Origin of the sequence: Mycobacterium rhizamassiliense (assembly GCF_900157375.1) — a bacterium.
Classification (GTDB): Bacteria; Actinomycetota; Actinomycetes; order Mycobacteriales; family Mycobacteriaceae; genus Mycobacterium; species Mycobacterium rhizamassiliense.
In genome coordinates, this window is the sequence record NZ_LT721901.1 from 4,116,452 (window position 1) to 4,139,667 (window position 23,216).

Annotated in this window: 19 protein-coding genes and 1 pseudogene; 14 read left to right on the forward strand and 6 right to left on the reverse strand. The window is 63.2% G+C overall.

The features are described from left to right. Window positions 1–6: 6 nt before the first annotated feature. Window positions 7–1,056, reverse strand: a complete 1,050-nt coding sequence (locus MRAB57_RS19875) for a DUF5685 family protein (protein WP_077088866.1) — start codon at window positions 1,054–1,056, stop codon at window positions 7–9. A 173-nt stretch (window positions 1,057–1,229) separates the two neighbouring features. Between MRAB57_RS19875 and MRAB57_RS19880 the strand changes: the two genes are divergently transcribed. The 3 genes from MRAB57_RS19880 (at window position 1,230) to MRAB57_RS19890 (ending at window position 2,963) form a co-directional block, all read left to right on the forward strand. Beyond that, window positions 1,230–1,673, forward strand: coding sequence for a protease inhibitor I42 family protein (locus MRAB57_RS19880; protein ID WP_425436767.1), 444 nt, complete (start codon window positions 1,230–1,232; stop codon window positions 1,671–1,673). Window positions 1,674–1,752: 79 nt separating this feature from the next. Further along, window positions 1,753–2,193 carry a hypothetical protein gene (locus tag MRAB57_RS19885; RefSeq protein ID WP_157900639.1) on the forward strand — a complete coding sequence of 147 codons (441 nt, stop codon included), beginning with the start codon at window positions 1,753–1,755 and terminating at the stop codon, window positions 2,191–2,193. A 74-nt stretch (window positions 2,194–2,267) separates the two neighbouring features. Then, the gene (locus MRAB57_RS19890) at window positions 2,268–2,963 is read left to right on the forward strand and encodes a mycothiol-dependent nitroreductase Rv2466c family protein (RefSeq protein WP_077090713.1); all 696 of its coding nucleotides are present in this window, start codon (window positions 2,268–2,270) and stop codon (window positions 2,961–2,963) included. On the opposite strand, the gene MRAB57_RS19895 is transcribed toward MRAB57_RS19890, so the two are convergent. Next, on the reverse strand, window positions 2,960–3,652 hold the full coding sequence (locus tag MRAB57_RS19895) for an alpha/beta fold hydrolase (protein ID WP_077088868.1): 693 nt from the start codon (window positions 3,650–3,652) through the stop codon (window positions 2,960–2,962). The two genes, MRAB57_RS19890 and MRAB57_RS19895, sit on opposite strands and share 4 nt — an antisense overlap. 52 nt (window positions 3,653–3,704) lie before the next feature. After that, a complete protein-coding gene (locus tag MRAB57_RS19900; RefSeq protein WP_077088869.1) occupies window positions 3,705–5,084 on the reverse strand; it encodes an FAD-binding oxidoreductase in 1,380 nt (459 codons plus the stop codon). Window positions 5,085–5,148: 64 nt separating this feature from the next. On the opposite strand from MRAB57_RS19900, the gene MRAB57_RS19905 reads away from it, so the two are divergent. After that, window positions 5,149–5,418 carry a hypothetical protein gene (locus tag MRAB57_RS19905; RefSeq protein ID WP_077088870.1) on the forward strand — a complete coding sequence of 90 codons (270 nt, stop codon included), beginning with the start codon at window positions 5,149–5,151 and terminating at the stop codon, window positions 5,416–5,418. 93 nt (window positions 5,419–5,511) lie between these two features. Further along, window positions 5,512–6,921 (forward strand): serine/threonine-protein kinase, encoded by a 1,410-nt coding sequence (locus MRAB57_RS19910; protein ID WP_077088871.1) that lies wholly within the window; start codon window positions 5,512–5,514, stop codon window positions 6,919–6,921. A gap of 14 nt (window positions 6,922–6,935) precedes the next feature. Here the strand turns inward: MRAB57_RS19910 and MRAB57_RS19915 are convergent, their stop codons facing one another. Continuing rightward, window positions 6,936–7,790 (reverse strand): phytanoyl-CoA dioxygenase family protein, encoded by an 855-nt coding sequence (locus MRAB57_RS19915; RefSeq protein WP_077088872.1) that lies wholly within the window; start codon window positions 7,788–7,790, stop codon window positions 6,936–6,938. 125 nt (window positions 7,791–7,915) lie between these two features. On the opposite strand from MRAB57_RS19915, the gene MRAB57_RS19920 reads away from it, so the two are divergent. Next, the gene (locus MRAB57_RS19920; RefSeq protein ID WP_083743637.1) at window positions 7,916–8,338 is read left to right on the forward strand and encodes a TIGR03618 family F420-dependent PPOX class oxidoreductase; all 423 of its coding nucleotides are present in this window, start codon (window positions 7,916–7,918) and stop codon (window positions 8,336–8,338) included. On the opposite strand, the gene MRAB57_RS19925 is transcribed toward MRAB57_RS19920, so the two are convergent. Beyond that, a complete protein-coding gene (locus MRAB57_RS19925; protein WP_077088873.1) occupies window positions 8,335–9,597 on the reverse strand; it encodes a cytochrome P450 in 1,263 nt (420 codons plus the stop codon). The two genes, MRAB57_RS19920 and MRAB57_RS19925, sit on opposite strands and share 4 nt — an antisense overlap. Window positions 9,598–9,650: 53 nt before the next feature. On the opposite strand from MRAB57_RS19925, the gene MRAB57_RS19930 reads away from it, so the two are divergent. The 6 genes from MRAB57_RS19930 to MRAB57_RS19955 all read left to right on the forward strand — a co-directional run bounded on the left by MRAB57_RS19930 (window position 9,651) and on the right by MRAB57_RS19955 (window position 18,519). Further along, entirely contained in the window at window positions 9,651–10,103 is a 453-nt protein-coding gene (locus MRAB57_RS19930) for a VOC family protein (RefSeq protein ID WP_077088874.1), read from the forward strand. Window positions 10,104–10,352: 249 nt separating this feature from the next. Further along, window positions 10,353–12,788: a type I restriction-modification system subunit M gene (locus MRAB57_RS19935; protein WP_077088875.1), complete on the forward strand. Its 2,436-nt coding sequence runs from the start codon at window positions 10,353–10,355 to the stop codon at window positions 12,786–12,788. Next, entirely contained in the window at window positions 12,785–13,987 is a 1,203-nt protein-coding gene (locus MRAB57_RS19940) for a restriction endonuclease subunit S (protein ID WP_077088876.1), read from the forward strand. Before MRAB57_RS19935 ends, MRAB57_RS19940 begins: the two co-directional genes overlap by 4 nt. After that, window positions 13,984–14,709 (forward strand): TIGR02391 family protein, encoded by a 726-nt coding sequence (locus tag MRAB57_RS19945; protein ID WP_077088877.1) that lies wholly within the window; start codon window positions 13,984–13,986, stop codon window positions 14,707–14,709. The genes MRAB57_RS19940 and MRAB57_RS19945 overlap by 4 nt, the downstream gene beginning before the upstream one ends. Then, window positions 14,706–17,801, forward strand: a complete 3,096-nt coding sequence (locus MRAB57_RS19950) for a type I restriction endonuclease subunit R (protein WP_077088878.1) — start codon at window positions 14,706–14,708, stop codon at window positions 17,799–17,801. The genes MRAB57_RS19945 and MRAB57_RS19950 overlap by 4 nt, the downstream gene beginning before the upstream one ends. Beyond that, window positions 17,788–18,519 (forward strand): M48 family metallopeptidase, encoded by a 732-nt coding sequence (locus MRAB57_RS19955; protein ID WP_077088879.1) that lies wholly within the window; start codon window positions 17,788–17,790, stop codon window positions 18,517–18,519. The genes MRAB57_RS19950 and MRAB57_RS19955 overlap by 14 nt, the downstream gene beginning before the upstream one ends. A gap of 145 nt (window positions 18,520–18,664) precedes the next feature. Here MRAB57_RS19955 and MRAB57_RS19960 read toward each other — a convergent pair. Further along, window positions 18,665–20,203, reverse strand: a pseudogene (locus MRAB57_RS19960) (MCE family protein). Between the two features lie 63 nt (window positions 20,204–20,266). Between MRAB57_RS19960 and MRAB57_RS19965 the strand changes: the two are divergent. Both MRAB57_RS19965 and MRAB57_RS19970 read left to right on the forward strand, forming a co-directional pair. Then, on the forward strand, window positions 20,267–21,823 hold the full coding sequence (locus tag MRAB57_RS19965) for an AMP-binding protein (protein ID WP_077088880.1): 1,557 nt from the start codon (window positions 20,267–20,269) through the stop codon (window positions 21,821–21,823). 142 nt (window positions 21,824–21,965) lie between these two features. After that, window positions 21,966–23,210 (forward strand): HNH endonuclease signature motif containing protein, encoded by a 1,245-nt coding sequence (locus MRAB57_RS19970; protein WP_077088881.1) that lies wholly within the window; start codon window positions 21,966–21,968, stop codon window positions 23,208–23,210. The last annotated feature ends 6 nt before the right edge of the window (window positions 23,211–23,216 follow it).

The following is a 23,216-nucleotide window of genomic DNA, read 5'->3' on the forward strand; positions in this document are numbered from 1 at the left end:
GCGGAGTTACGTGCAGTCGCAGCAGCAGTCGTCGCACTCGCAGCAACAGTCGCAGCCATCGCAGCAACACCAGCAGCTGCTGGAGCCGCCGCCCTTTTTCTTGGCGCCGGGGTCGGGCGTCTCGTCCTCGGGGTTGCCCGGCCCGGGCGCACCGGGGCCGAAGTTGATCGGCTCCTGCTGGCCGCGTGGCGTTCCGTTCTGCGCGGTGACGCCGTTGAAGGTGCGGGATACGGCGCGGCGCACCTCGCGGGTCAGGAGCTTCTGGGCCAAGCGTCCGTCGGTGAATTCCACGTCGGCCAGCGCCAGTTCGATGCCCAGCGCCGCGTCGTCGCACAGGGCGCGGACTTCGGCCATCGGAGTTTGCGTGGCGGCCAACGGGTTCCATTTGCCGTGGGCCAGGTCGTCGCGATAATCCTCGACGGCGTCGAGCAGATGCGCCACCCGCCCGAACAGCCGGCCGATCTCGCGCAGCGGCGCTTGATTGTCGGGCCGTCCGGCCAGCACGGCGGTGTACGCGAACGCCTCGGCGACCGCGGTCTCGGTGGGCTCGGTCACGGTGAGCAGCCCGCCCGGGCGTGCGGTCGCCTCGAGCTCGACCTGGCGGTCCATCGCGGCGACGAGCACGCCGGTGTCGAAGCCGAGCGTGTGGCCGGCGTCGGTGCCCTGGCGCACCCAGCGCTCGGCGATGCGGCGCGCGGCCGGTCGCACGCCCGCGACGCCGACCATGCCGTCGTGGTCGTCGATGTGGTCGCGGACCTTGGCCGCGGCCAGCGCCAGCGAGACCACCGCGGCCAGCCGCACGCAGTCACCGGTGGCGACGTCGGCTTTGCGCATGGCCCTTAAAGGGCACCGACCGGCCGTGCGGCGGGTGGGCTGGCCGTCGGACTGCGCCTCGACCAGTAGCGAGACCACCAGGCCGTCGTAGTTGGTGGCGATCCGAGCGACTTGGCCGTAGTCGTCGCGCAGCGCCAGACACAACCCACACAGTTGGGCGGTCCAGGCCGCCGCAAGCTCGCCGCCGAGTCGATGACGGCAAGGACGAATGATGCCGAACATGCACAGAAGCTACCCGACCGCCAGCAAACTTGCGCGGGAAATGCCGGGGCGGCCGTTACGCGCCGGACGGGACTTTCGGAAGTTAGCTGGCTAAGTGCGCGGGTTTGCTGCGGGGGACCGTGGCGAAGCCGGGGCTGACCTGGCGTATTAGGCTGCGCGCCATAATGGAAGAGATGGCTTTCGTGAAGATCAGGGTTTTCGTGACCGTCGCGATGCTTCTCTCGTCGACGCTGACGGGGTGCCACCTCGAATCCAGGAACCCGCCGACGTCGAAGACTCTGCAGGTCTCCATGGACGAGGTGTCCAAGCGAAGCACGATCACGCAGAACGTGACGCTGGGGGTCGGCAACACGCTCAAGCTGCAGCTCGGCTCGAATTACAGCACGCCCTACCGGTGGGCGGCCGATGCGAAGATCGGCGACACGGGCATCATGCAGCAAACCAGCCACCAGTACGTGGCGCCGAGCACCGACGCGTTGGGTGCGCCCGGCAGCGAGAACTGGACGTTCACCGCGCTGAAGCCCGGGACGACGACAATCTCCACGAACTACTCGAGCTTCGTTGGCAAGAACACGCCGCCGGTGTGTCAGTACTCCGTGATCGTGACGGTGCAGTAAAGCGCTGCGGAGTTGCGGTGGCTCGGCTACCGTCCTGGCTGTGCTTGGCTTCCTTCGCAACTGGCCCAAGTTGAGCAATGTGCCCGCCGAGCTTCGCGAAGAGCTCGAGGCCGAGGGCCTGATTTTCCTTGCGCCGAATGTCGGCGTGGTGCGGCGCTTCAGCGGCCATGTGCCGGGCGTGTTTTCCGCCTCGGGCGTCTCCCGGTACAAGGGCGCGTTTGCGTTCAGTGCGGCGCGGGTCGTCGCAACCTTTCCCACGCGCGGCGACGTGGGACTGCGGTCCATCGACTGCGGGTGGGATGTGGCCGGGGGGCCGGCTTCGGCCGCGGTGACGCCGAAGGGGTTGCTGATCGACATCGACCTGCGCGGGGTGGATCACGCCTTCAGTGGCTCGATGAAGTTGCACTACAAGAAGGCGATTCCGGCAGACGTGCTTCAGGCGTTACCGCGCACGACTCTGCGGTTTCCGGTGGAGCCGGTGTTCGTATATCGCGCGGCCGGGGTGCGTCCGAAGGCGTAGGCACCCGTCCTCAAACGTGCTAGCGCATGCGCTATCGGGTGGTGGACAATGTCGTCGGGACGAAGGAGTCGGTGATGAGCGTGAGCGTGGATTTCCATTTCGATCCGATGTGCCCCTTCGCTTTTCAGACCTCGCTGTGGATCCGAGATGTCCGCGCGCAGTTGGGGATTGACATCCAATGGCGGTTCTTCAGCCTCGAAGAGGTCAATCGCGTCGAGGGCAAGAAGCATCCGTGGGAGCGGGACTGGTCGTACGGCTGGTCGTTGATGCGGATCGGTGCCCTGCTGGGCCGGACGGACATGGCGTTGCTGGATCGGTGGTACGCCGCGATCGGGCGCGAACTGCACACCCTCGGTGGCAAACCGCACGATCCGGTGGTGGCGCGACGGCTGCTGGGCGAGATCGGCGCCGGCGAATCGATTCTCGATGCGGCACTGGACGATCCGACCACCCACGATCAGGTGCGTGCCGACCATCAGCGGGTGGTCGACGCGGGCGGATACGGCGTGCCGACGCTGTTCATCGACGGGCAGTGTGTGTTCGGGCCGGTGCTGGTGGACCCGCCGACCGGGCTGGACGCGCTGAAGCTGTGGAACATGGTGATCGGCATGGTCGAGCTGCCGCACGTGTACGAGCTGCAGCGGCCGAAGTCGCAGACCGACGTCGAACTGATTGCGCGCAGCCTGCGCCCGTATCTCGACGGGCGCGACTGGGTCAGCATCAATCGGGGCGAGGTCATCGACCTCGACGGCCTCGCGGGCGGACGTTAGACGTTTTCCGCGGCCTCGGACAGGATGTCGACGACGACCTCCGGCCGCGTGATCAGCGGCGCGTGATCCACTTGGTGGCTGTGGGTGCGGGCGTTCATGCGCTCGGCCATGAATCGTTGCGTGTCGGGGTTGATCATCCGGTCTTCTTCGGCGACGAGGTACCAGGCCGGTAGCTCTTTCCATCCGGGTTTCGCGACGGGCTGCTGGATGCAGGGGGCGGCGATGGGTCGCTGGACCGCGGCGAGCAGCGCATGTTCCTCGGCCGTCGCGTGCTGTGCGAAAGCCTCGCCAAAGGCATTGGTGGGCAACCAGATCCAGCCGCCGTCGTCGGGCTTGAGTTCGGGGGCCAGCGGGTGCGGGGGGTTGCGGTAGAAAACGTCGGCGACGGTCTCGCCCTGGTCGGGGGCTAGGGCGGCGACGTAGACGAGCGCCCTGACGCGGGAATGGTCGGTCGCGCCGATGACACCACCGGCGTAGGCATGGCCAGCCAGGACGACGGGCCCTTCGGTGCGGTCGATGGTTCGTTTGACCGCGTTGACGTCGTCGTCGAGCGTGGTGAGCGGGATGGGCGCGGCGAGGACGTCGAAGCCGGATTGCCGCAGGCCAACGATGACTCGGCCCCAGCTGGACCCGTCGGCCCAGGCGCCGTGGACGAGAACGATCGTGGGTGTCGCTGAATTGGGACGCACAACCCAGAATGGTATTCGCGCTGGGGCCGTGGGTCAACGTCGCGTGTCGTGGCTACGTTTCCGCGAAGACGACCCCGGGGTTGAGGATGCCCGCCGGGTCGAAGCTCTGCTTGATGCGGCGCATCAGCTCGATCTTGGCGGGGTCTTCCAGCTTGCGGTAGTACGGGCTCTTCGCGCGGCCCAGGCCGTGTTCACCGGAGATCGCGCCACCCAATTCCATTGCCAGCGCGAAGATGTCGGTCAACAGCTTCTTGCGGACATCCGCGTCCTTGCAGACGATGGCCAGGTGCACGTTGCCGTCGCCCGCGTGCCCGCAGCCCACCGCGGCCGCGCCGACCCCAGAAGCCAGATCACGGGCGGTGGAAAGGAACTTCGGCATGGCGCTGCGCGGCACGACGGTGTCGATCAGGTCGTCGGCGCCCATCGCCTTCAGCGTCCAGAACGCGTTCTCGCGCGCCTCGATCAGCTTGCGCGCTGAGCCGCCTTCCAGCACATAGGCGTCCAGGGCGCCCAGATCGGCGAGCAGCTCGCCGGTCCGCTCGACGTCCTCGTCCAGTCGGTCGGCTGTGCGATTCTCAAGCGCGACAACCAGATACGCCTGGCAGCTGTCGCGGATCTTGTCGGGGACACCGAGCTCGAGGCTCTGGGTGTGCACCAGCGCGGCCATCGTCAGGTTGTCGATGTATTCGAGGATGTAGGGCAGGATGCCGCTGGCCAGGATCTTGGGCACCGCCACCATGACCTGGTCGAAGTCGGCGAACGGGGCCAGCACGGTGGCGCTGTGCTCCAGGCGCGGGTGCAGCTTGACGATCACCTCGGTGGCCAGGGCCAGGGTGCCCTCGGAGCCGACGATCAGCTGGGTCAGGTCGTAGGCGGTGGAGACCTTCGCAATCTTGCCGCCGGTGCGGATGATCTCGCCGGTCGGCAGCACCGCCTGCAGCCCGAGCACGTTCTGCCGGGCGATGCCGTACTTGACCGCGCGCATGCCGCCGGCGTTGGTGCCGACGTTGCCGCCGACGCTGGACGACAGTTCGCCCGGGTGCACCATGTAGCGCAGCCCGGAATCGGCGGTCGCGGCGTCCAGCTCGTTCAGTGTCACGCCGGGCTGCACGACGGCGACCTGATTGGTGGTGTCGACTTCGAGGACGGCGTTCATCCGCTCGAACGAGATCACCAGCCCGCCCTCGACGGGCACCGCCGCGCCGGACAGGCCGCTGCCGGATCCGCGGGCGGTCACCGGAACCTGTTGTGCCGTAGCGGTTTTCAGCAACGAGGCGACTTCCTCGGCGGTAGCCGGCTTCGCGACGTAGGCCGGCCGCTGCGGCGCCGTCGTCAACACCTCGTCGTGCCAGTAGTCCTCGGGGACTGCGTCGCCAGTCAGCAGGTGGTTGCCGCCGACGATCTCCGCGAACCGCGCCGCTGCGTCGCTCATGAACGCACTCTATAGCCGCGGATAGTTGGGATCGGTAGCGAACTCGCGATTATGTGCTGGTCGCATGAGGATGCTGATCGCGGTGCTGGCCGTCGTCGCCTACTTCGGGATGGGCGTCGCGCAGGCCGACCCTTATGGACACGTCGGCGGCAACTGCCCGTCCGGGCGCACGTGCGGCCAGTGGTGCCCGGGCGAGCGTATCCCGGACAACTTCATCACCTGGGACATGAACGTGTGCCACGAGTACTACTACGACTATCGTGGTGTCGTCGACACGGGCACCGGAGCCGTGTACGCCTGGCCAGGCGGGCCGATCAGCCTCAGAACTACCTGATTCCGCGGCGCGTGAGCAGTCGCACGTTATGTCTGCGCCGAAATCGGGAACCCGTCGGGCTGACCATTTTTGAGTCGCCGGAAGGAATGCGCATTGTTCTCCTCGCACCGCTATCGGGTGGGTACGCGGTTCGGGCCCTACGAGCTGCGCTCACAGCTCGGCTCGGGGGAGGTCTACCAGGCGTATGACACGGTTAACGACCGGATGGTCGCGTTGAAGCTGTTGCGTGCGAAGACGGCCAAGGATGCTGGCTTCCAGCAACGCTTTTGGCACGAATCACGGATATTGACGCAGTTGCAGGAGCCGCACGTCGTCCCGGTGCACGACTTCGGCGAAATCGGCGGCGAGCTGTTCGTCGACATGGAGTTGGTCGATGGCGGCAGCCTGCGCGACCTGCTGCGCGAGCAGGGTGCGCTGGACCCGTCGCGTGCGACTTCGATCGCCGTGCAGGTGGCCCGTGCGGTGGACGCCGCGCACGCGGCCGGCCTGGTGCACCGCGACGTCAGGCCGGAAAACGTGCTGCTGACCGGCGACGGCTTCGCGTATCTCGCGGGCTTCGGCGAGGCGTATCCGGGCTCCGAGGCCTACCTGGCGCCAGAACGGTTCAGCGACGGCCGGATTGGGCCGCAGGCCGACGTCTACTCCCTGGCGTGCGTGCTGTACGAGTGCCTGACCGGTGAGCCGCCGTTCCAGGGGCGCGAGGTGCGCAACGCGCACCTGTTCTCGCCGCCGCCGCGGCCCAGCATCATGCGCCGGGGCGTCGGCCGTGCACTCGACGACGTCATCGAAGCCGCGATGGCAAAGCGTCCCGAGGCGCGGTACGGCTCCGCGGGGGAGTTCGCGCGCGCGGCGAGAGAGGCGGTGTCCGCGGCCTTCGAGCCCGTCGCGGCCGGCGGGCTGCCGATGCCCCAGACCCGACCGCTCCCGGTGCCCTCGATGGAGGTGCCCGCGGAGGCGCCACCCGAGCGACCGGCGCGTCGGTTCGGTTCGGTCGATCCGCGGCTCGTGTTGACCGGAGCCGCGGTGGTGATGTTGGTCGCTGGGTTGCTATCGGCGGTGATATCGGTCATGGGCAACGATCACCAGGGCTCGCCGCCGCGCGCGGCGCAGGCGCTGCCGCCCGCTCCCTCGGCCTCGTCGCCGGTGGCGCCGCCGAAGACGCCGACGCTGTCAAAGCCCGTGAAGGGCGCTGACGGACTCGGCTTCGTCGGGGAGACCGCGCGCTGCGACCCGGGCAATCCGCCGGCCGCCGTGGTGCGTACCGCCAAGTCGCTCGCGGTGGTGTGCGAAAACCTCAGCGGCACTTACTATTACCGCGGCGAGCGGATCAGCGACGGCGCCCACATCGAACTCTCCAACGCCGAGCGTGCCGGGGACGGCTTCAACGTCACGAACCCGGTCGATGGCGTTGTGTACCAGGTGCGCCCGCACCGGCTGAAGATCATCAGCAACGGCCACGTCGATTCGTCGGAGCACGTGTTGCAGTACGCGACCGCTCACTAGTGCGGCGCAACGGTTTACGGCTGATCCAGCAACCGGATGGGGTGCAGGCCGTCGACCGCGCCGACGAACGGCGGATGAATGCTGTAGCCGATCATCCGCTGCAGGTCGGGCGAGAGCGTCCGCGCCATGTCGCGTGATATCGACAGGGTGAAGGCCTCCATCGGCCGCAGCCACGGTTGGCAGTATTGCGCGGTGACGGCGAGGCGCGCCTCGCCGGTGGTGTTCGCGCCGCCGCCGTGCCAGAGCGTTCCGACGAAGAACACACACGACCCCGCGGGCATGACGACGGGCTTTATCGGATCGTCCGGACCGGGCGGGCGCCTGCCCCAGCGATGGCTACCGGGGAATAGCACCGTCGCGCCGTTGTCGGCGGTGAAGTCGTCGATCGCCCAGATTGTGGCGGCGGCCAACGGGTCTCGCGGCCGTGGAATCGGATAGAACCCGTCGTCGTGGTGGGGCAGCTGCGCGGCCTCGCCGGGCTGAATGTTGATGGCCTGCAACGCCGAAAGCAGGTAGTTAGCCATCATCAGCCGGTCGAGCACGGCCAGCACCCGCGGATGATCGGCGAGCCGGTCGCACGCGCGCGTCCGGCTCAGCACGCTGTAAATGCGCTGGGTCTTTCGGCCTTCAAACGCATTCCGCCCGGTGTGTTCGAGCCCGGGTGTGACGGCCTCGCGGATCCGCTCGCATTCGTCCGCGCTGAGCAGGTTCTCCCAGATGACGTAGCCGTCGCGGTCCAGGGCCGCCATGTCGGCGTCGACGATCGCGGGGTCGACGGAGGCGCCGCCGCTCGCGGTGCGCTTGTGCCGGCCCGCCAGGTCGTTCTTGAGGTCGTCCAGCGTCGTGACCGGGTCGTCATCGATGCTCATGGTTCGACAGTGGACCTCGGTTGACCGCTGGTCAAGTGGCTCGGAAGCCGCGTCGGGTTGTCGGATCACGCACGGCCTGTTCGTCATATGGATAGAGATCCGAAATGACGAACAAGGAGAACGCAATGAACACCGTGAGACTCGACGACGCCGCACGGCAACTGATCGGTTCCAGCCCTGCAACGCTGGTCACGATCAATCGCGACGGCAGCCCGCAGGTCAGCCTCGTCTGGGTGACGGTGCAGAGCACGGCCGACGGCGGTGACGAGCTGGTGACCGCTCATCTGCTAGAGCATCAAAAGATCCGCAATATCCGGCGTGATCCCCGAGTGGCAGTGACCATCGCGTCCACCGACCGCAGCGGGCCGCAGACGCCGTATCTGTCGATCAAGGGCAAGGCACGCGTCGAGGAGGGCGGTGCGCCCGAACTGCTCGACGAGATCGCCACGACGATCTTCGGCCCCGGCACCGGATTCCCGCCGCCCGATGCACCCGCCGGATACCTGACTCACATCACGATCGAAAAGGTTGGCGGCGTGGGCGTCTAGCTTCGCTTGGCTCCTGGCGTGAAGGTGACCGGCAGGTTGCTGAGCCCGGTCATGGCGGGGTTGCCCAGGTATTGGTGGACGTTGTCGACGTCGACCTCGTAGTCGGGGATGCGGTCGAGCACCGCCTTGACCATGACCTCGGACATGACCCGCGCCAGGTGCGAGCCGATGCAGCGGTGCGGCCCGAGCCCGAACGCGACGTGGCGGTTGGGGGAGCGGTCGAGGACGATTTCGTCGGCGCGTTCGAATTCGTTCTCGTCGTGGTTGGCGGCGAGCCAGCTGATGATGACGCGGTCGTTCTTGCGCAGGCATTGGCCTTGCAGCTCCACGTCTTTGGTGACGGTGCGGCTCAGCGAGCGGTTGACCGAGAAGTAGCGCAGGAATTCGTCGGTGGCGGTGCGGTACAGCTCTGGTCTTTTGATGAGCTGTTGCCGTAGGTCCGGGCGCGTGCCCAAATGCCTTAGCGTGAGCGCGGTTTGGGAGGTGGTGGTGTCGACGCCGCCGGCGATGAGGTTCCACAGAATGTTGAGCAGCTGCTCGTCGTCGAGGCGCTTGCCGTCGAATTCGAACTGGATGAGGAAGCTGGTCAGGTCGTCGGTCGGTTTGGCGCGCCGGGTGGCCGCGTACTCGAGGACCTCTTGCATCATGGCGGGGACTTTGGCGATGGCGTCGGTGTACTCGGCGCTGTCCTGTGGGACGGCCATCACGTTGTGGAAGAGGGTGGCGTAGAGCTGCCAGTTGGCCAGAGGCAGGCCCATCAGCTTCATGGTGAGGATGGCCGGGACCGGGCTGGCGTAGTCCAGCACGAGGTCCATTTCGCCTTTCTCGATGTGCTGGTCGAGGAAGTGGTGCGCGCGGTCTTCCATAAAGGGCCGCATCTTGTCGACAGCGCCCGGCGAGAGGAACGGTGCGAGCGCGTGTCTTAAGGCCAGGTGGTAGTCGCCGTCGACCTCGCCGATGCCCAGGGCCGGCTGGTTTTCGGGCCGGGGGATGCCCATCTCGCCTTGGTAGTCGACGCCGTCGTCGGCGTTGGGCTCGTATTTGTGGGCGAAGGTGTCGCCGTCGCGGGCCATGTGGCTGACCGCGGCGTAGCTGCTGGCGTACCAAAAGCCCTCGTAGTTCTGATTCCAGGCGACCGGGCAACGTTGTCGTAGCTCGGCGTTGATCGCGTGCTGATTGAGATTGAACGTGTCCGAGTGATGGTCAAAATCGACCACGGCGTCGGCGGCGACGTCGGGCGGGGTGGGCGATGATTGCATTCTGGCTATCTTTGCATTATTAAGCTTCTGGGCCCGCAACTGAAGTAGGAGCGATGACTGAGCATCGAACGGTTTTCAACCACGTCGGTCTGTGCGTCAGGGATACCGCGCGGTCGCGCCGGTTCTACGAGGGCCTGCTCGGCTTCCAGTTCTGGTGGGACCTCGAGCCGCCCGACAACATGACCTCTGCCCTCATCGGCCTGCCGGAGCCGCTCGGGGTGAAGGCGACCTACTTGGTGCGGGACGGCTTTGTGCTTGAGCTGATGGACTATTCGAAGCGCGAGGTGCACGTCGGGTCGGAGCGTCTGATGGATCAGGTCGGCCTGACGCATATTTCGTTGTCGGTGTCGGATCTTCCTGGTGTGCTAGAGCAGGTGCCGGAGTTCGGGGGAGAGGTGCTGCATGGATCCGTGTCAGCCGGCGCGGCGATGATCCGCGATCCGGATGGCCAGCTGCTGGAGCTGCTCGCGGACGGGTGGCTGAAGGCACTGCCGCCGCGGCCGTAGGGCCGGGTTACCGCTGCCCTGTGCGAACGCGTGGTCCGACACACTGTTATCGGTGTATCGAAAGGCGTTCACACTGTCGGAAGATGAGCGCGAACGTCGAGACGCAAAGCGGCGAGCTCGAGGTACGCGCGTTACCTACCTTTGTCGACGCTCTCTGGCATGCTGAGCAAGGCTGGGGCGGCCAGCCACCGCACATTTCGTCCAAGGGGCGCACAAAGACTGCTCGACAACAGCAAAGGTAGGTCAACTGTGGCGCTGAAAAAGTCGGACCTCTACTCGTCCCTGTGGGCTAGCTGCGACCAACTGCGCGGGGGGATGGATGCTTCACAATACAAGGATTACATCCTGACACTGCTGTTCGTGAAGTATGTCTCCGACAAGGCGAAGGCTGATCCGAACAGCCTCATCGACGTACCTTCGGGTGGTTCCTTCGACGACATGCTGTCCGCCAAGGGCAAGACGAATATCGGTGAGAGGTTCGACAAGATTATCGGCGCTTTGGCTCAGGCCAACGGTCTTGTGAACGTGATCGACATCGCGAGCTTCAACGATGAGGAGAAGCTCGGCAAAGGCAAAGAGATGGTGGACCGTCTCTCGAAGTTGGTCACCATATTCAACGACCTCGACTTCCGTGGCTCACGCGCAGAAGGCGACGACCTCCTCGGTGACGCCTACGAGTACCTGATGCGCCACTTCGCTACGGAGTCTGGCAAGAGCAAGGGTCAGTTCTACACGCCCGCTGAGGTGTCGCGCATCCTTGCCAAAGTCGTTGGTATTGGGCCGAATACCAAACAGGACGACACTGTTTACGACCCGGCATCTGGCTCCGGCTCGCTGCTCCTAAAGGCTGCCTCAGAGGCGCCTCGCGGCATGTCGATCTACGGCCAGGAGAAAGACAACGCTACCTGGGCGCTGTCGAAGATGAACATGATCCTGCATGGCAACGAGATCGCTGAAATAGAGAAGGGCAACACGCTCACCAGCCCGCAGTTCGTTTCGGGTAACCGACTCAGAATGTTCGACTTCGTGGTGATGAACCCACCCTTCTCAGATAAAGCGTGGAGCACCGGCATGGACAACGACTTCGGGCGCTTCGAGTACGGACGGCCACCCGAGAAGAATGGTGACTTCGCCTTCTTGCTGCACGCGCTGAAATCGCTCAAGAGCAAGGGCAAGGCGGCGATCATCTTGCCGCACGGCGTGCTGTTCCGCGGAAACGCTGAGGCGACGATCCGACGCAACCTGCTAAAACACGGCTTCATTAAGGGCATTATCGGGCTTCCGTCAAACCTGTTCTACGGCACCGGCATCCCGGCGTGCATTGTCGTTCTTGACAAGGAGAACGCGGTCAGCGGCACCGGCGTCTTCATGATCGATGCGTCCAAGGGCTTCACGAAGGACGGCAACAAGAACCGCCTGCGCAGCCAGGACATCCACAAGATTGTCGATACGTTCAACAACCAGCGCGAGATCGACCGCTACTCGCGCATGGTACCGATGAGTGAGATCGCCGATCCGAAGAACGACTACAACCTCAATATTCCGCGCTATATCGACAGTTCGGAACCCGAGGATCTGCAAGACCTCGATGCGCACCTGCACGGCGGCATCCCCGATCGTGATCTCGACCTGCTTGACGAGTACTGGCAGGCATTCCCGCAGGTTCGCAGTCAGCTTTTCAGGCCGAACCGCCCTGGCTACAGCAACCTGACACTCGACGTCAGCGACGTGCAGCAGACGGTCCTTGACTCGCCCGAGTTCCAGAAGCTCGCCGAGGAAGCTAGTTCGATCACGACTGATTGGTTCAGTGCGCATAGAGACCAGCTCGCAGCGATCGACGCCGATACGAAACCGAACGACCTGATCGCGGCAATCAGTGACGACCTGCTCGCACGCTTCAAGCAGGTTCCACTTCTGGATGAGTACGACGTCTATGAGCAGCTCATGACCTACTGGCACCAGACGACGCACGACGACGTATACCTGATCATGGCCGACGGTTGGATGAATGCGTCGAAGCCGCGCAAGACAATTGACGATAAAGAGCGAAAGCTCACTGAAGAGCCCGACCTCGCCATCGGCACGGGCAAGAACGCCCAGAAATACAAGATGGACCTCATTCCGCCGGATTTGGTTGTGGCACGTTTCTTTGCCGATCAGCAACAAGAGGTCGACGACTTGAACGACAAGGTTGAGCTGGCGTCAAGTGCCACAACAGAACACGCCGAAGAGCATGGTGGCGATGAGGGATTGCTGGTTGATGCGACCAACGATAAGGGTTTATACACGAAGCAGCTGCTAACCGCCGCGATCAAGTCCGCAAAAGCATCCCGCGACGGCGAAACCCTCGCGTTCGCTAGTACGGCGATCGATCTAGTCACAACGGAAGCGGCCGCCAAGAAGGCCGCAAAGGATGCCCAGGCGAACCTCGACTTCGCCACGCTGAAGAAGTACGGCGACCTGACAGAGGACGAAGTCAAGACAATCGTGCTTGACGGCAAGTGGCAGGCAACCATTACGCGTCGCGTCGCGAGTGAAGTCGAAGCGCTAACCCTCGATCTCGTTGGGCGTATTCAAGAGCTCGGGGAGCGTTACGCCAGCACCGTCGACGATCTCGATGCCGAACTTGATCGACTCGAAATTAAGGTCATACGCCATCTCGCTGACATGGGAGTTGAACTGTGACTGCGGTCTGGACCACTTCAACCGTGGGCGAACAGTTTGATGTTCAGCTCGGCAAGATGCTCGATGCCGCCAAGAATGTTGGCATTCCGAAACCATATCTCGGAAATCGAGCAATTCAATGGGGGAGGATCGATGTTGCGGCCCGCGGCATTGTCCCAATGACCCGTTCTGACTTGCAACGCTACCGCTTGCGCGAGGGCGACCTCCTGGTCTGTGAAGGCGGTGAAGTCGGTCGGGGTGCGATCTGGCAGAATCAGTTGCCTGAATGCTATTACCAGAAGGCACTTCATCGGCTGCGCGCGAAGAGTGGTTATGATGCCCGACTGATGCTGGCCTTGCTGCACTATTGGTCCTCGGTGGGTGCCTTCTCTGATTTCGTCACTCAGACAAGCATTGCTCACCTGCCGCGCGAGAAGTTCGTGCAAATGCCGCTGCCCCTCCCGTCCAAAGTTGAACAGTGCTGCATAGGCGATGCGCTTCAAGATGCCGACGATCTTATCGCTACTCAAGAGCGCATCATTACGAAGAAGCAGGCGGTCAAGCAGGGCATGATCCAGCGGCTCTTCGCGGGTCGCTCACATGCCCCCAGTGGGTGGAGGGACTGCTGCCTCGGAGAGAATCTCCTGGGCCCGCCGCGATACGGGATTAACGCTGCTGCTGTGCCACTGCGACCAGGAATTGGCACATATATCAGAATTACCGATATTAACGACGACGGGCGCTTCGACCCGCACCCAAAGGTGGGCGTTTCGCATCCGAATGCACCTAGCTACATCCTGAAGACGGGTGAACTCGTTATTGCTCGGACCGGAGCGAGCGTCGGGAAATCGTATCTCTACGATCCGCGTGACGGCGAACTTGTCTACGCTGGTTTCTTGATTAACATCGCCCCCGACCCAAGACGTCTTAACCCAAAATTCCTGGCGCTCTTTATGCAGACGGCGGACTACTGGAATTGGGTTGCGCGAACGTCGATGAGAACTGGGCAGCCAGGAATTAATGGCAGTGAATACGCGCAACTGCCGCTCGCACTGCCTAGCATTGACATCCAGAACGATGTTGCCAAAAAATTCGCAGATGTCGATCAACAGATTGAAGCACTCGAACGCCGTCTCCACAAATCTATTGCGATCAAGACCGCCATGATGCAGCAGCTTCTTACAGGCCGCGCTCGGTTGCGTGCGGAGAGCGCGTTATGAACACCGAGTGGGCGATCGAGCAGCTAGACGATTTCATCAAGGCCACCGCAGTGACCTACGTCCCTTCCCCGCCGAACTCTGCCGGTTTCCATAGCTACAAGACATCGATGTCTGAGGACGAAATCGTCAAACGTGCCCAGGTTATCGAGCAGATTCTTAACAGAGTAGTTCCGGGCTGGCTTAGCGCGATCAAGAAGAAAGATCGCCAGAAGTGGTCAGTCCATTATGAGGCGTCGATCCGAGCGCGAGAGGCGCTCCTTCGCGCCGAAGAGGTGCGCAAGAACCTGGGTGAGGACGCGCCGGATCTATCTGCGGCCGAGTTGCACCCATGGATCTGGAACGGCGCGTCGTCGCTCTGGCAGTCTGGTCACTATCGCGAGGCGGTCGGGGGTGCCATCAAGAAGCTAAACGCGGAGACCCAGAACAAGGTGGGCCGGCGCGATCTAAGTGAAACGAAGCTCTTCCAGGAGTCTTTCTCCATGGAAGAGCCGAAGGCCGGCAAGGCTCGGCTTCGTCGAGCGAAGGAGGACGGAAGCGACACGTATAGGTCGGTGCAGCGGGGTGCGATGGCCCTCGCCGAGGGTGTCTTCGCTGGTATCCGCAACCCGCTGAGCCATGAAGCCGACCAGGAACTCTCGGAGCAGGAGGCCCTGGAGTATCTGGCCGCGCTGAGCGTGCTCGCACGCTGGGTTGACGCATCCGCAGTGGAGTCCGCCTCATGAGCGACGTTGGACAGGTAGAGCGCAGAGCGCAGGAGCGCGTGGTCAAGCTCTTTCAGGAGCAGCTTCGCTACGACTATCTGGGCAACTGGGAGTACCGCGACGGCAACTCGAACGTTGAGCAACATCTGTTGACTCAGAGCCTCAGGGCTCGTGGCTACGGCGACAACGTAATCACTCGTGCACTCGACAAGCTCACTAAGGCGGTAGCAGTTGGCGCGGGCCATGACCTGTACGAGGCAAACAAAGACGCATACGAGCTACTTCGATATGGAGTTAAGGTGCAGCCGGGCGCCGGTGAGAGCTTCGAGACTGTCTGGTTGATCGACTGGGCAACGCCGGAAGCGAATCACTTCGCACTCGCCGAAGAAGTCACCGTGCTGGGCCTGCACACCAAGCGGCCCGACATTGTGCTGTATGTCAATGGGCTTGCGCTCGCCACACTAGAACTAAAACGGTCGAAAGTTGCTGTCTCGGAGGGCATCCGACAGACAATTGGCAATCAGGGCAAGCAGTTCATCCGACCGTTTTTCTCGACTGTGCAGTTCGTGTTTGCCGGCAATGATGTCGAGGGTCTGCGCTACGGCGTCATTGACACACCTGAGAAGTATTGGCTCCAGTGGAAAGAGCCGTCAGACATCGCGGATCCATTAGACCGCACGTTGCTGCAGCTGTGTAATAAGGATCGGTTCCTTGAGCTGATCCACGACTACATCGTGTTCGACGCCGGTGTGAAGAAGGGGCCGCGCCACAATCAGTACTTCGGCGTGAGAGCCGCACAGGATCGAATCGGCAAGCGTGAGGGCGGCATCATCTGGCACACCCAAGGTTCGGGCAAGAGTCTGACGATGGTTTGGCTGGCCAAGTGGATTCGCGAACACCAAGACGATGCGAGGGTTCTGCTGATCACCGACCGCAGGGAACTTGATGACCAGATCGAAGGTGTGTTCAACGGCGTCAACGAGCAGATTTATCGCACCAAAAACGGTGCCGACCTGATCGGCACTCTCAACTCATCCGAGGAGTGGCTGATCTGCTCGCTGGTGCACAAGTTCCGCGGCGTATACACCGATGCCGAAGATGACGATGCGACCGCCGACTTCATCAAAGACCTGAATGCCACGATCCCCAAGGATTTCAGCGCGAAGGGCAATATCTTCGTTTTCGTCGACGAGGCGCACCGCACGCAGTCGGGCAAGATGCACACCGCGATGATGGCGCTGCTGCCTGAAGCGATGTTCATCGGCTTCACTGGCACGCCATTACTCAAAGCGGATAAAACCACCAGCATCGAGAAATTCGGTTCGTTTATCCATACCTATAAGTTCGACGAAGCCGTCGAAGACGGTGTGGTGCTTGACCTTCGCTACGAAGCGCGGAACATCGACCAAGACCTCACATCTCCGGAGAAGGTTGACAAGTGGTTCGAAGCCAAGACCAAGGGTATGACCGACTTGTCAAAGGCCGAGCTGAAGAAGCGGTGGGGCACGATGCAGAGGGTCGTTTCCAGCGAACCACGCGCCAAGCAGATCGTGGATGACATTTTTCTTGACATGGAGACCAAACCGCGGCTGGTGGATAGACGTGGCAACGCCATGCTGGTCGGCTCATCGATCTACCAGGCGTGCAAGTTTTACGAGCTATTCTGCAATGCAGGGTTCAAGGGCAGATGCGCCATCGTCACCAGCTACACGCCGAACGCGAGCGACATCTCGAAGGAGGACTCCGGCGAGGGCAAGACCGAAAAGCTGCGTCAGTACGACGTATACCGCCGCATGCTCGCGGACTACTTCGGTGAGTCCGAAGATTCTGCAATGGGCAAGGTCGAACAGTTTGAGAAAGAAGTCAAAGAACAGTTCGTCAAAAATCCAGGGCAGATGCGGCTGCTAATCGTGGTCGACAGGCTCCTCACCGGGTTTGACGCACCGAGCGCCACCTACCTCTACATCGACAAGAAAATGCACGATCACGGCTTGTTCCAAGCGATCTGCCGTGTCAATCGGCTCGATGGCGAGGATAAGGACTATGGCTACATCGTTGACTACCAAGACCTCTTTAATTCGCTCGAAGACGCCATAACCGACTACACCTCAGGCGCCCTCGATGGTTACGAGAAGAAGGACATTGACGGCCTGCTCAGCGGCCGGATCGAGAAGGCGCGCGAGGATCTGGAGGAGGGACTTGAACAAATCCGCGCACTCGTCGAACCCATCGCCCCACCCAAGGGCACGCTGCAGTACCAGCAGTACTTCTGCGCGAAAGAGCAGGGCAACGCTGAGCAACTGAAGGCCAACGAGCCGAAGCGTGTCGAGCTGTATAAGGCCGTCGCGGCGGTGTCACGCGCTTACAGCAACCTTGCCAACGAGATGAGCGAAGCTGGCTACACCGACGCTGAGGCTGCTGCGATCAAGGCCGAGATCGGGCACTACATCGATGTGCGTGCCGAAGTGAAGCTTGGCGCAGGCGAAGATCTCGACTTCAAACAGTACGAGGCTGGCATGCGCTATTTGCTAGACACATACATCCAGGCCGACGCCAGTGAGGTGGTGTCAGATTTTGAAGACATCGGACTCGTTCATCTGATTGTCAGACTCGGTGCGGGAGCCATCGACAAGTTGCCAAAGGGCATCAAGAAGGATCCGGAAGCGGTCGCCGAGACGATCACCAACAACATGCGAAAGGTGATCATCGATGAGCATGCCCTCAATCCGAAGTACTACGACAAGATGAGCGAACTGCTTGACGCGATCATCGAACAGCGGCGTCAACAGGCCATCGACTACCAGGAGTACCTGGCTAAGTTGTTGGAGGCGGCAAAGAAACTTGGGACCGGCGAAGGAACGGGTCACAACTATCCCGATTGGGTGACGGACGGCGCCCGCAAAGCACTCGTCGACATGATGTGGCCGAACGTCGACGTTGCCCGAAGCCTTGATCACATTATCCGCATCACCAAGCCGGATGCGTGGGTGGGCAATTCGCTTAAGGAGAAGGTAGTTCTCCGCGCACTCAAGAAGGTCGCACCGGCAGAATTCAACGATCAGCAGATCCAAGAGCTGTTCAGCCTAGTGAAGGCTCGCGATGAGTACCGCTAATGCCTACTTGACTGTGCGTGGCATCGACGTTGACGTCATCTACAAGGACATCAAAAACTTGCATATTGGCGTCTACCCGCCAATGGGCCGGGTACGCGTCGCCGCACCGCGGCGCCTCGATGACGATCAAGTGCGACTTGCGGTCATCCAACGTCTGCCATGGATCACGCGTCAACGGCAGCAGCTTCGTGCGGCTGACCGACAGTCGGAACGTGAGATGGTCGTCGGGGAGTCTCACTACGTTTGGGGCGTCCGGCGTCGACTCAAGGTGGTGGAGCGACCAGGCAGAGCGCACATTGAGATCGACGGCGATCGACTGATTCTTTACGTGCCAGCCAGCCGAAGCGCGGCGCAGCGACGAAAGATCTTGGATGGCTGGTATCGCGAGCAGCTCCGTCAGGTCATTCCAGATCTGATTGCCAAGTGGGAGTCGAAGCTCGATGTTCGCGTGCCGGCATGGAATATCCGACGCATGCGAACCAAATGGGGAACCTGCAACCGTGAGACACGGCGCATCACTTTTAATATCGAGCTGGCAAAGAAGCATCCAGATTGCTTGGAGTACATGGCTGTTCACGAAATAATGCACTACTTTGAGCGTGGCCACGGCGAGCGGTTCACGAAGCTAATGGACGATGCGATGTCTGATTGGCGAAGTCGAAGAGACGCGCTTAACGCGGCGCCCCTAGCCAACGAGGCTTGGAGCAACAAGCGATGACTGCGGAGTCGTGTTGGTCTGGTGGCCTGACTCAAACGAAACGACGCGACACTGTCCCCGGGTGTTCCGCCTGATGAGTTGGAAAGACGATCATCGCTTTTGCCAAGTCGATCCCGGCATGCCTAAATTCCTGGGCTCGTCAATGTCATCGCGAAGTAATCAGCATCTGTTTCCACGTCCTCGGCGTCTGCGACCGAACCAGATCCGACTGCTGGTACATCTGCCCGCCGGGCGCGACATACTTCCCCGTGCGCGGATCGTAGTGCGCCACCGCGACTGAAGGCCCACCACCAGAACCGTTGGCATTAAACGCACTTGGCGCGGCGCCCGCATGGGGCGCTGTTGGCGGTTGGTTGAGCGAACCCGGCGCCCCGGGCCCGGGCGGTGTTCCTCGGGGTTCGGCCCCCTGCGGCAGAGGCGTTCCTCCGACTGGTCCGAAGGTCCGGTCCTCGATGCCGACCCGGTCATCCGGCGGCACACCCTGGGAAAGCAGGTTGGGATCCAGGGGATAGGGACCCGTGCTGCCGCTCGGCAAGCGGCACGTACGGCTTGTCGCTGTTGCAGATTTCGACTGTGGGAGCGCGCTTTCCGGGATGTCCCATGCAGGGATAGTTCCGCGCCCCGCGCACCGAGATGGGGGAGTCTTGCGGCAGCTTGCAATACAGCCCGTCGGGGGTATCGATCACGCTCGTCTCATCCGGCGACCGCCATTGCGAGGGCGGCAAGAATCCCACCGTGCAGGCCGGCGGATCCGCGATCGTCAACGTGAAACCACCGACCGCCAGGCCGGTCGAATTGTTGTTGATGCCATAGGAACCGGCGGCCGCGCCGTACTGCGGCAGGAACACCAGCAGCGTTCCAGCGACGCGTGATACGTCACCCCAGGTCTGGCCGGTGGTGGTCAGGTTCGCCAAAACACCGGCAGCGTCGGCTTCACCTGAGTCAGCACAGCCGAAACCTCATCGGAGAAGCCAGGTCCGGTGCGCAGCAGCTTGCGGAACTGCGGATCGTCGGTGACCAGCTGGTCGGTAAAGCCAGCCAGATTGTGCGCCCAGCACCGGGTCGCATCGCTGGTCCGGGCCTGCGCATCCAGAAACGGGACGGCGTCGTCGACGAGGCCCCGAGTGTGGTCGGCCACTCCATTGGCGTCGCGCGACAGCGTGGCCGACGAGTTCACCAGCGACTGAAAGTCATAACCGGCCCCGTTGAACGCCTTGAACGACTCGTCGAGCAGTTGGGAGAGCTTGTCTTTCGGAATGCTGTTGGTCAGCGCGCTCAGCTTGTCCAGCGTCGTCCCGATCGGCGACGGAACGCTGGTGTCGCGCACCGAAATCACCGACCCGTTGCGCAGATAGGGACCCGACTCCGACCGCGGCACCAAATAAACGTATTGCTCGCCCACCTCCGAGATGCTGCGCACCGCGGCGTGCACGTCGGCCGGAATCCGCGGGGACTCGTCGATCGACAGCGTCGCCTCGGCACCGTCGGCCGACGGGCCGATCGCGGTCACCTTGCCGATCTGCACCCCCCGGTAGGTGACATTGCTGTACCGGTACAAGTCGCCGGTGTCGGGCGGCTTCAGCGTCAGGGTCAGCCGGCCGATCCCGAGCAGCATCGGCACCTGCATGTACTCGAACACCATCGCCGCCAACTCGACGACTACGACGAATCTTCCGACAGCCATATCCTCAATGACCCCAGTGCCGTTCTACACTGACTCCGGTCAGCACGTCGGCAAAGGAGGGTCGTGACCGGTATCGGCGCGGTGAGACATCACGTCTCGCCCGAGTTGGCGCGACGCTACGAAGCCGAGGGCTGGTGGACCCGCGACACTCTCGGTGATCTCCTCGCCCGCGGCCTGAAAGACAACGCCCACGCCACATTTCGCGTCCACTCCAACGAGCGTCCTTACAGCGGCACCTTCGCCGACGTCGAACTGCTCGCCCGCAAGCTGGCGGCCGGACTGCGCACCCGCGGCGTGGGCCCAGGCGACGTCGTGGCATTCCAACTTCCGAACTGGGTCGAGGCGGCGGCGACATTCTGGGCGTCGGCATTCCTAGGCGCGGTCGTCGTCCCGATCGTGCACTTCTACGGCCCCAAGGAGCTGCGCTACATCCTGGACAGCGTCAAACCGCGCGCCTTCATCACCACCGAGAAGTTCGGGCGCATGACCTACACGCCCGACGTGAGCGCCGACGTGCCGATCGTCGCGCTGGTTGGGCCGAGCTTCAATGCGCTGATCGACATTGAGCCGATGGACGGCACGGTCGCCGTCGACCCCGCCAGCCCAGCGGTCATCGCGTTCACCTCGGGCACCACCAGCGACCCCAAGGGCGTCATCCACAGTCATCAGACCCTGGGTTTCGAAACCCGTCAGCTGTTGGCGAACTACCAGCCCGACCGTGGGCCCCTGCTCACCGCGCTGCCGGTCGGGCATTTCATCGGCATGCTCGGCGCGTTCCTGCTTCCCGTCGTCGACGGCATGCCTATCGATCTCTGCGACGTCTGGGATCCGGACAAGGTGATCGACCTGATGGAGACCCACGGCGTGGCCATCGGCGGGGGCCCACCGTACTTCGTCACCAGCCTGCTGGACCACCCTCGCTTCACCCCGGATCACCTGCGCTACATCAAATACATCGGCCTGGGCGGATCTAGCGTCCCGTCGTCCGTCACCCGGCGCCTTTCCGACGCGGGCATCATCGTGACCCGCTCCTACGGCAGCAGTGAGCATCCGTCGATCACCGGATCGAAAACCACCGCGCCGGAGGATAAGCGGCTTTTCACCGACGGCCCCGCCCGCCCGGGGGTGGAGATCCGCATGGCCGACGACGGCGAAATCCTTTCTCGCGGACCGGATCTGTTCCTCGGTTACACCGACCCGGCGCTCACTGCCCGAGCCTTCGACGACGACGGCTGGTACCACACCGGCGACATTGGAGTGCTGGACGACGACGGCTACCTCACGCTGACCGACCGCAAGTCCGACATCATCATCCGCGGCGGCGAGAACATCAGCGCCCTGGAGGTCGAGGAGATCCTGCTCGGCCTGCCGGCCGTCGCCGAGGCCGTCGTGGTGGCCGCGCCGCATGAACGCCTGGGTGAACGCGCCGCCGCCGTCTTGCGTCTCAAGCCGGACCATGCGATGCCGACGATGGACGAGGTGCGCGAGCACTTCGAGCGTGCCGGCGTGGCCAGGCAGAAGTGGCCCGAGGAGCTGCATCAGGTCGACGACTATCCCCGCACGGCCAGCGGCAAGGTGCAGAAATACGTTGTGCGCCAAAGTGTTCGGGAGGCGCAGTAACCGGCGGATCTTGGCGTGCGGCCTGTTCCAGTTGCGGGGCGCGACCCACGTCCCGTCGCCGAGCGTCGCGGTGGCTTGGCAGCCGTGGCCTGCGCGGATCGAGTGCCCAAAACTTGTCGTACCCCGCTGCCATGATGGCGTTATGTCTTCGATCGCATCTGCGCCTGCTGTGACTCCTGCTGATCGTCTCGAGGTGTTGTTCGAGGAGTTGGCAGAGTTGGCCGGTCAGCGCAACGCGATTGACGGGCGCACCGTGGAGATCGTCGCCGAGATCGATCGCGAGGGGCTGTGCGGGATGACCGGTGCGCGGTCGGTGGCGGCGCTGGTGGGGTGGAAGCTGGGACTGTCATCGGCCAACGCTCATACGATCACCGCCGTGGCGGGACGGCTTGAGGAGTTTCCGCGCTGCGCGCAGGGCATGGCCGAGGGTCGACTTTCGTTGGATCAGGTCGGGGTCATCGCGGCGCGCGCAGGCGAGGGCTCTGATGAGCATTATGCGGAGCTGGCGCAGGTGGCCACGGTCAATCAGCTGCGTACCGCGGTGGCGCTCGAACCGCGACCCGAACCCGATTCTCGGCCGCAACCGGGGCCCTCGATCACCAAGACCGCCGACGACCAGTTCGCCTCTTGGCGGATTAGGCTTCCGCACCCGGACGCGGCCAAGTTCGAGGCCGCCTTGGCGTCGCATCGCGAGGCGCTGGTCACCGAATGGAAGCAGGACCGCGGCGAGGGTGAGCGCGCGTCAGAGACTGCGCCGCCGTTTCCCGGCACCCTCGAGGCATTTATGCGTCTGGTCGAGTCGGGCTGGGACGCCGAGGCAGCCCGCCGGCCACACGGGCAGCACACCACGGTGGTAGTGCATGTCGATGCGGCGGAGCGCGCTGCGGCGCTGCATCTGGGTCCGCTGTTGTCCGACGCCGAGCGTCGCTACCTGACCTGTGATGCCACCTGTGAGGTGTGGTTTGAACGCGACGGTGAGGTGATCGGTGCCGGGCGGGCGACGCGGCTGATCAGCCGGCGGCTTCGAAGAGCGCTCGAGCACCGCGACCGTATGTGCGTGGTGCCCGGGTGCGGGGCCACCCGTGGACTGCACGCCCACCACATTCGACATTGGGAAGACGGCGGGCCCACCGAGTTGTGCAATTTGGTGCTGGTCTGCCCGTACCACCATCGGCTGCACCACCAGGGGGGCATCACCATTACCGGCCCCGCGGCCGATCTCGTCGTCACCGACAGCGCCGCGCGGCGGCTGGACGCAGGGTCGTTGGCGCGGCCGCCGACCCTGGCTCCGCCCGATGTTCCACCGTGCCCCGGCCCTACCGGCGAGCGCGCCGACTGGTGGTGGTATGAACCCTTCCAGCCTCAACCGCCACCGGCAATCAACTAGACCGCT

What these genes read in the sequence shown, in the direction of transcription:
- MRAB57_RS19875 (WP_077088866.1), bottom strand. Translation starts at nt 1,056, where the DNA reads ATGTTCGGCATCATTCGTCCTTGCCGTCATCGACTCGGCGGCGAGCTT.
- MRAB57_RS19880 (WP_425436767.1), top strand. Translation starts at nt 1,230, where the DNA reads ATGGCTTTCGTGAAGATCAGGGTTTTCGTGACCGTCGCGATGCTTCTC.
- MRAB57_RS19890 (WP_077090713.1), top strand. Translation starts at nt 2,268, where the DNA reads ATGAGCGTGAGCGTGGATTTCCATTTCGATCCGATGTGCCCCTTCGCT.
- MRAB57_RS19900 (WP_077088869.1), bottom strand. Translation starts at nt 5,084, where the DNA reads ATGAGCGACGCAGCGGCGCGGTTCGCGGAGATCGTCGGCGGCAACCAC.
- MRAB57_RS19905 (WP_077088870.1), top strand. Translation starts at nt 5,149, where the DNA reads ATGAGGATGCTGATCGCGGTGCTGGCCGTCGTCGCCTACTTCGGGATG.
- MRAB57_RS19915 (WP_077088872.1), bottom strand. Translation starts at nt 7,790, where the DNA reads ATGAGCATCGATGACGACCCGGTCACGACGCTGGACGACCTCAAGAAC.
- MRAB57_RS19920 (WP_083743637.1), top strand. Translation starts at nt 7,916, where the DNA reads ATGAACACCGTGAGACTCGACGACGCCGCACGGCAACTGATCGGTTCC.
- MRAB57_RS19925 (WP_077088873.1), bottom strand. Translation starts at nt 9,597, where the DNA reads ATGCAATCATCGCCCACCCCGCCCGACGTCGCCGCCGACGCCGTGGTC.
- MRAB57_RS19930 (WP_077088874.1), top strand. Translation starts at nt 9,651, where the DNA reads ATGACTGAGCATCGAACGGTTTTCAACCACGTCGGTCTGTGCGTCAGG.
- MRAB57_RS19945 (WP_077088877.1), top strand. Translation starts at nt 13,984, where the DNA reads ATGAACACCGAGTGGGCGATCGAGCAGCTAGACGATTTCATCAAGGCC.
- MRAB57_RS19950 (WP_077088878.1), top strand. Translation starts at nt 14,706, where the DNA reads ATGAGCGACGTTGGACAGGTAGAGCGCAGAGCGCAGGAGCGCGTGGTC.
- MRAB57_RS19955 (WP_077088879.1), top strand. Translation starts at nt 17,788, where the DNA reads ATGAGTACCGCTAATGCCTACTTGACTGTGCGTGGCATCGACGTTGAC.
- MRAB57_RS19970 (WP_077088881.1), top strand. Translation starts at nt 21,966, where the DNA reads ATGTCTTCGATCGCATCTGCGCCTGCTGTGACTCCTGCTGATCGTCTC.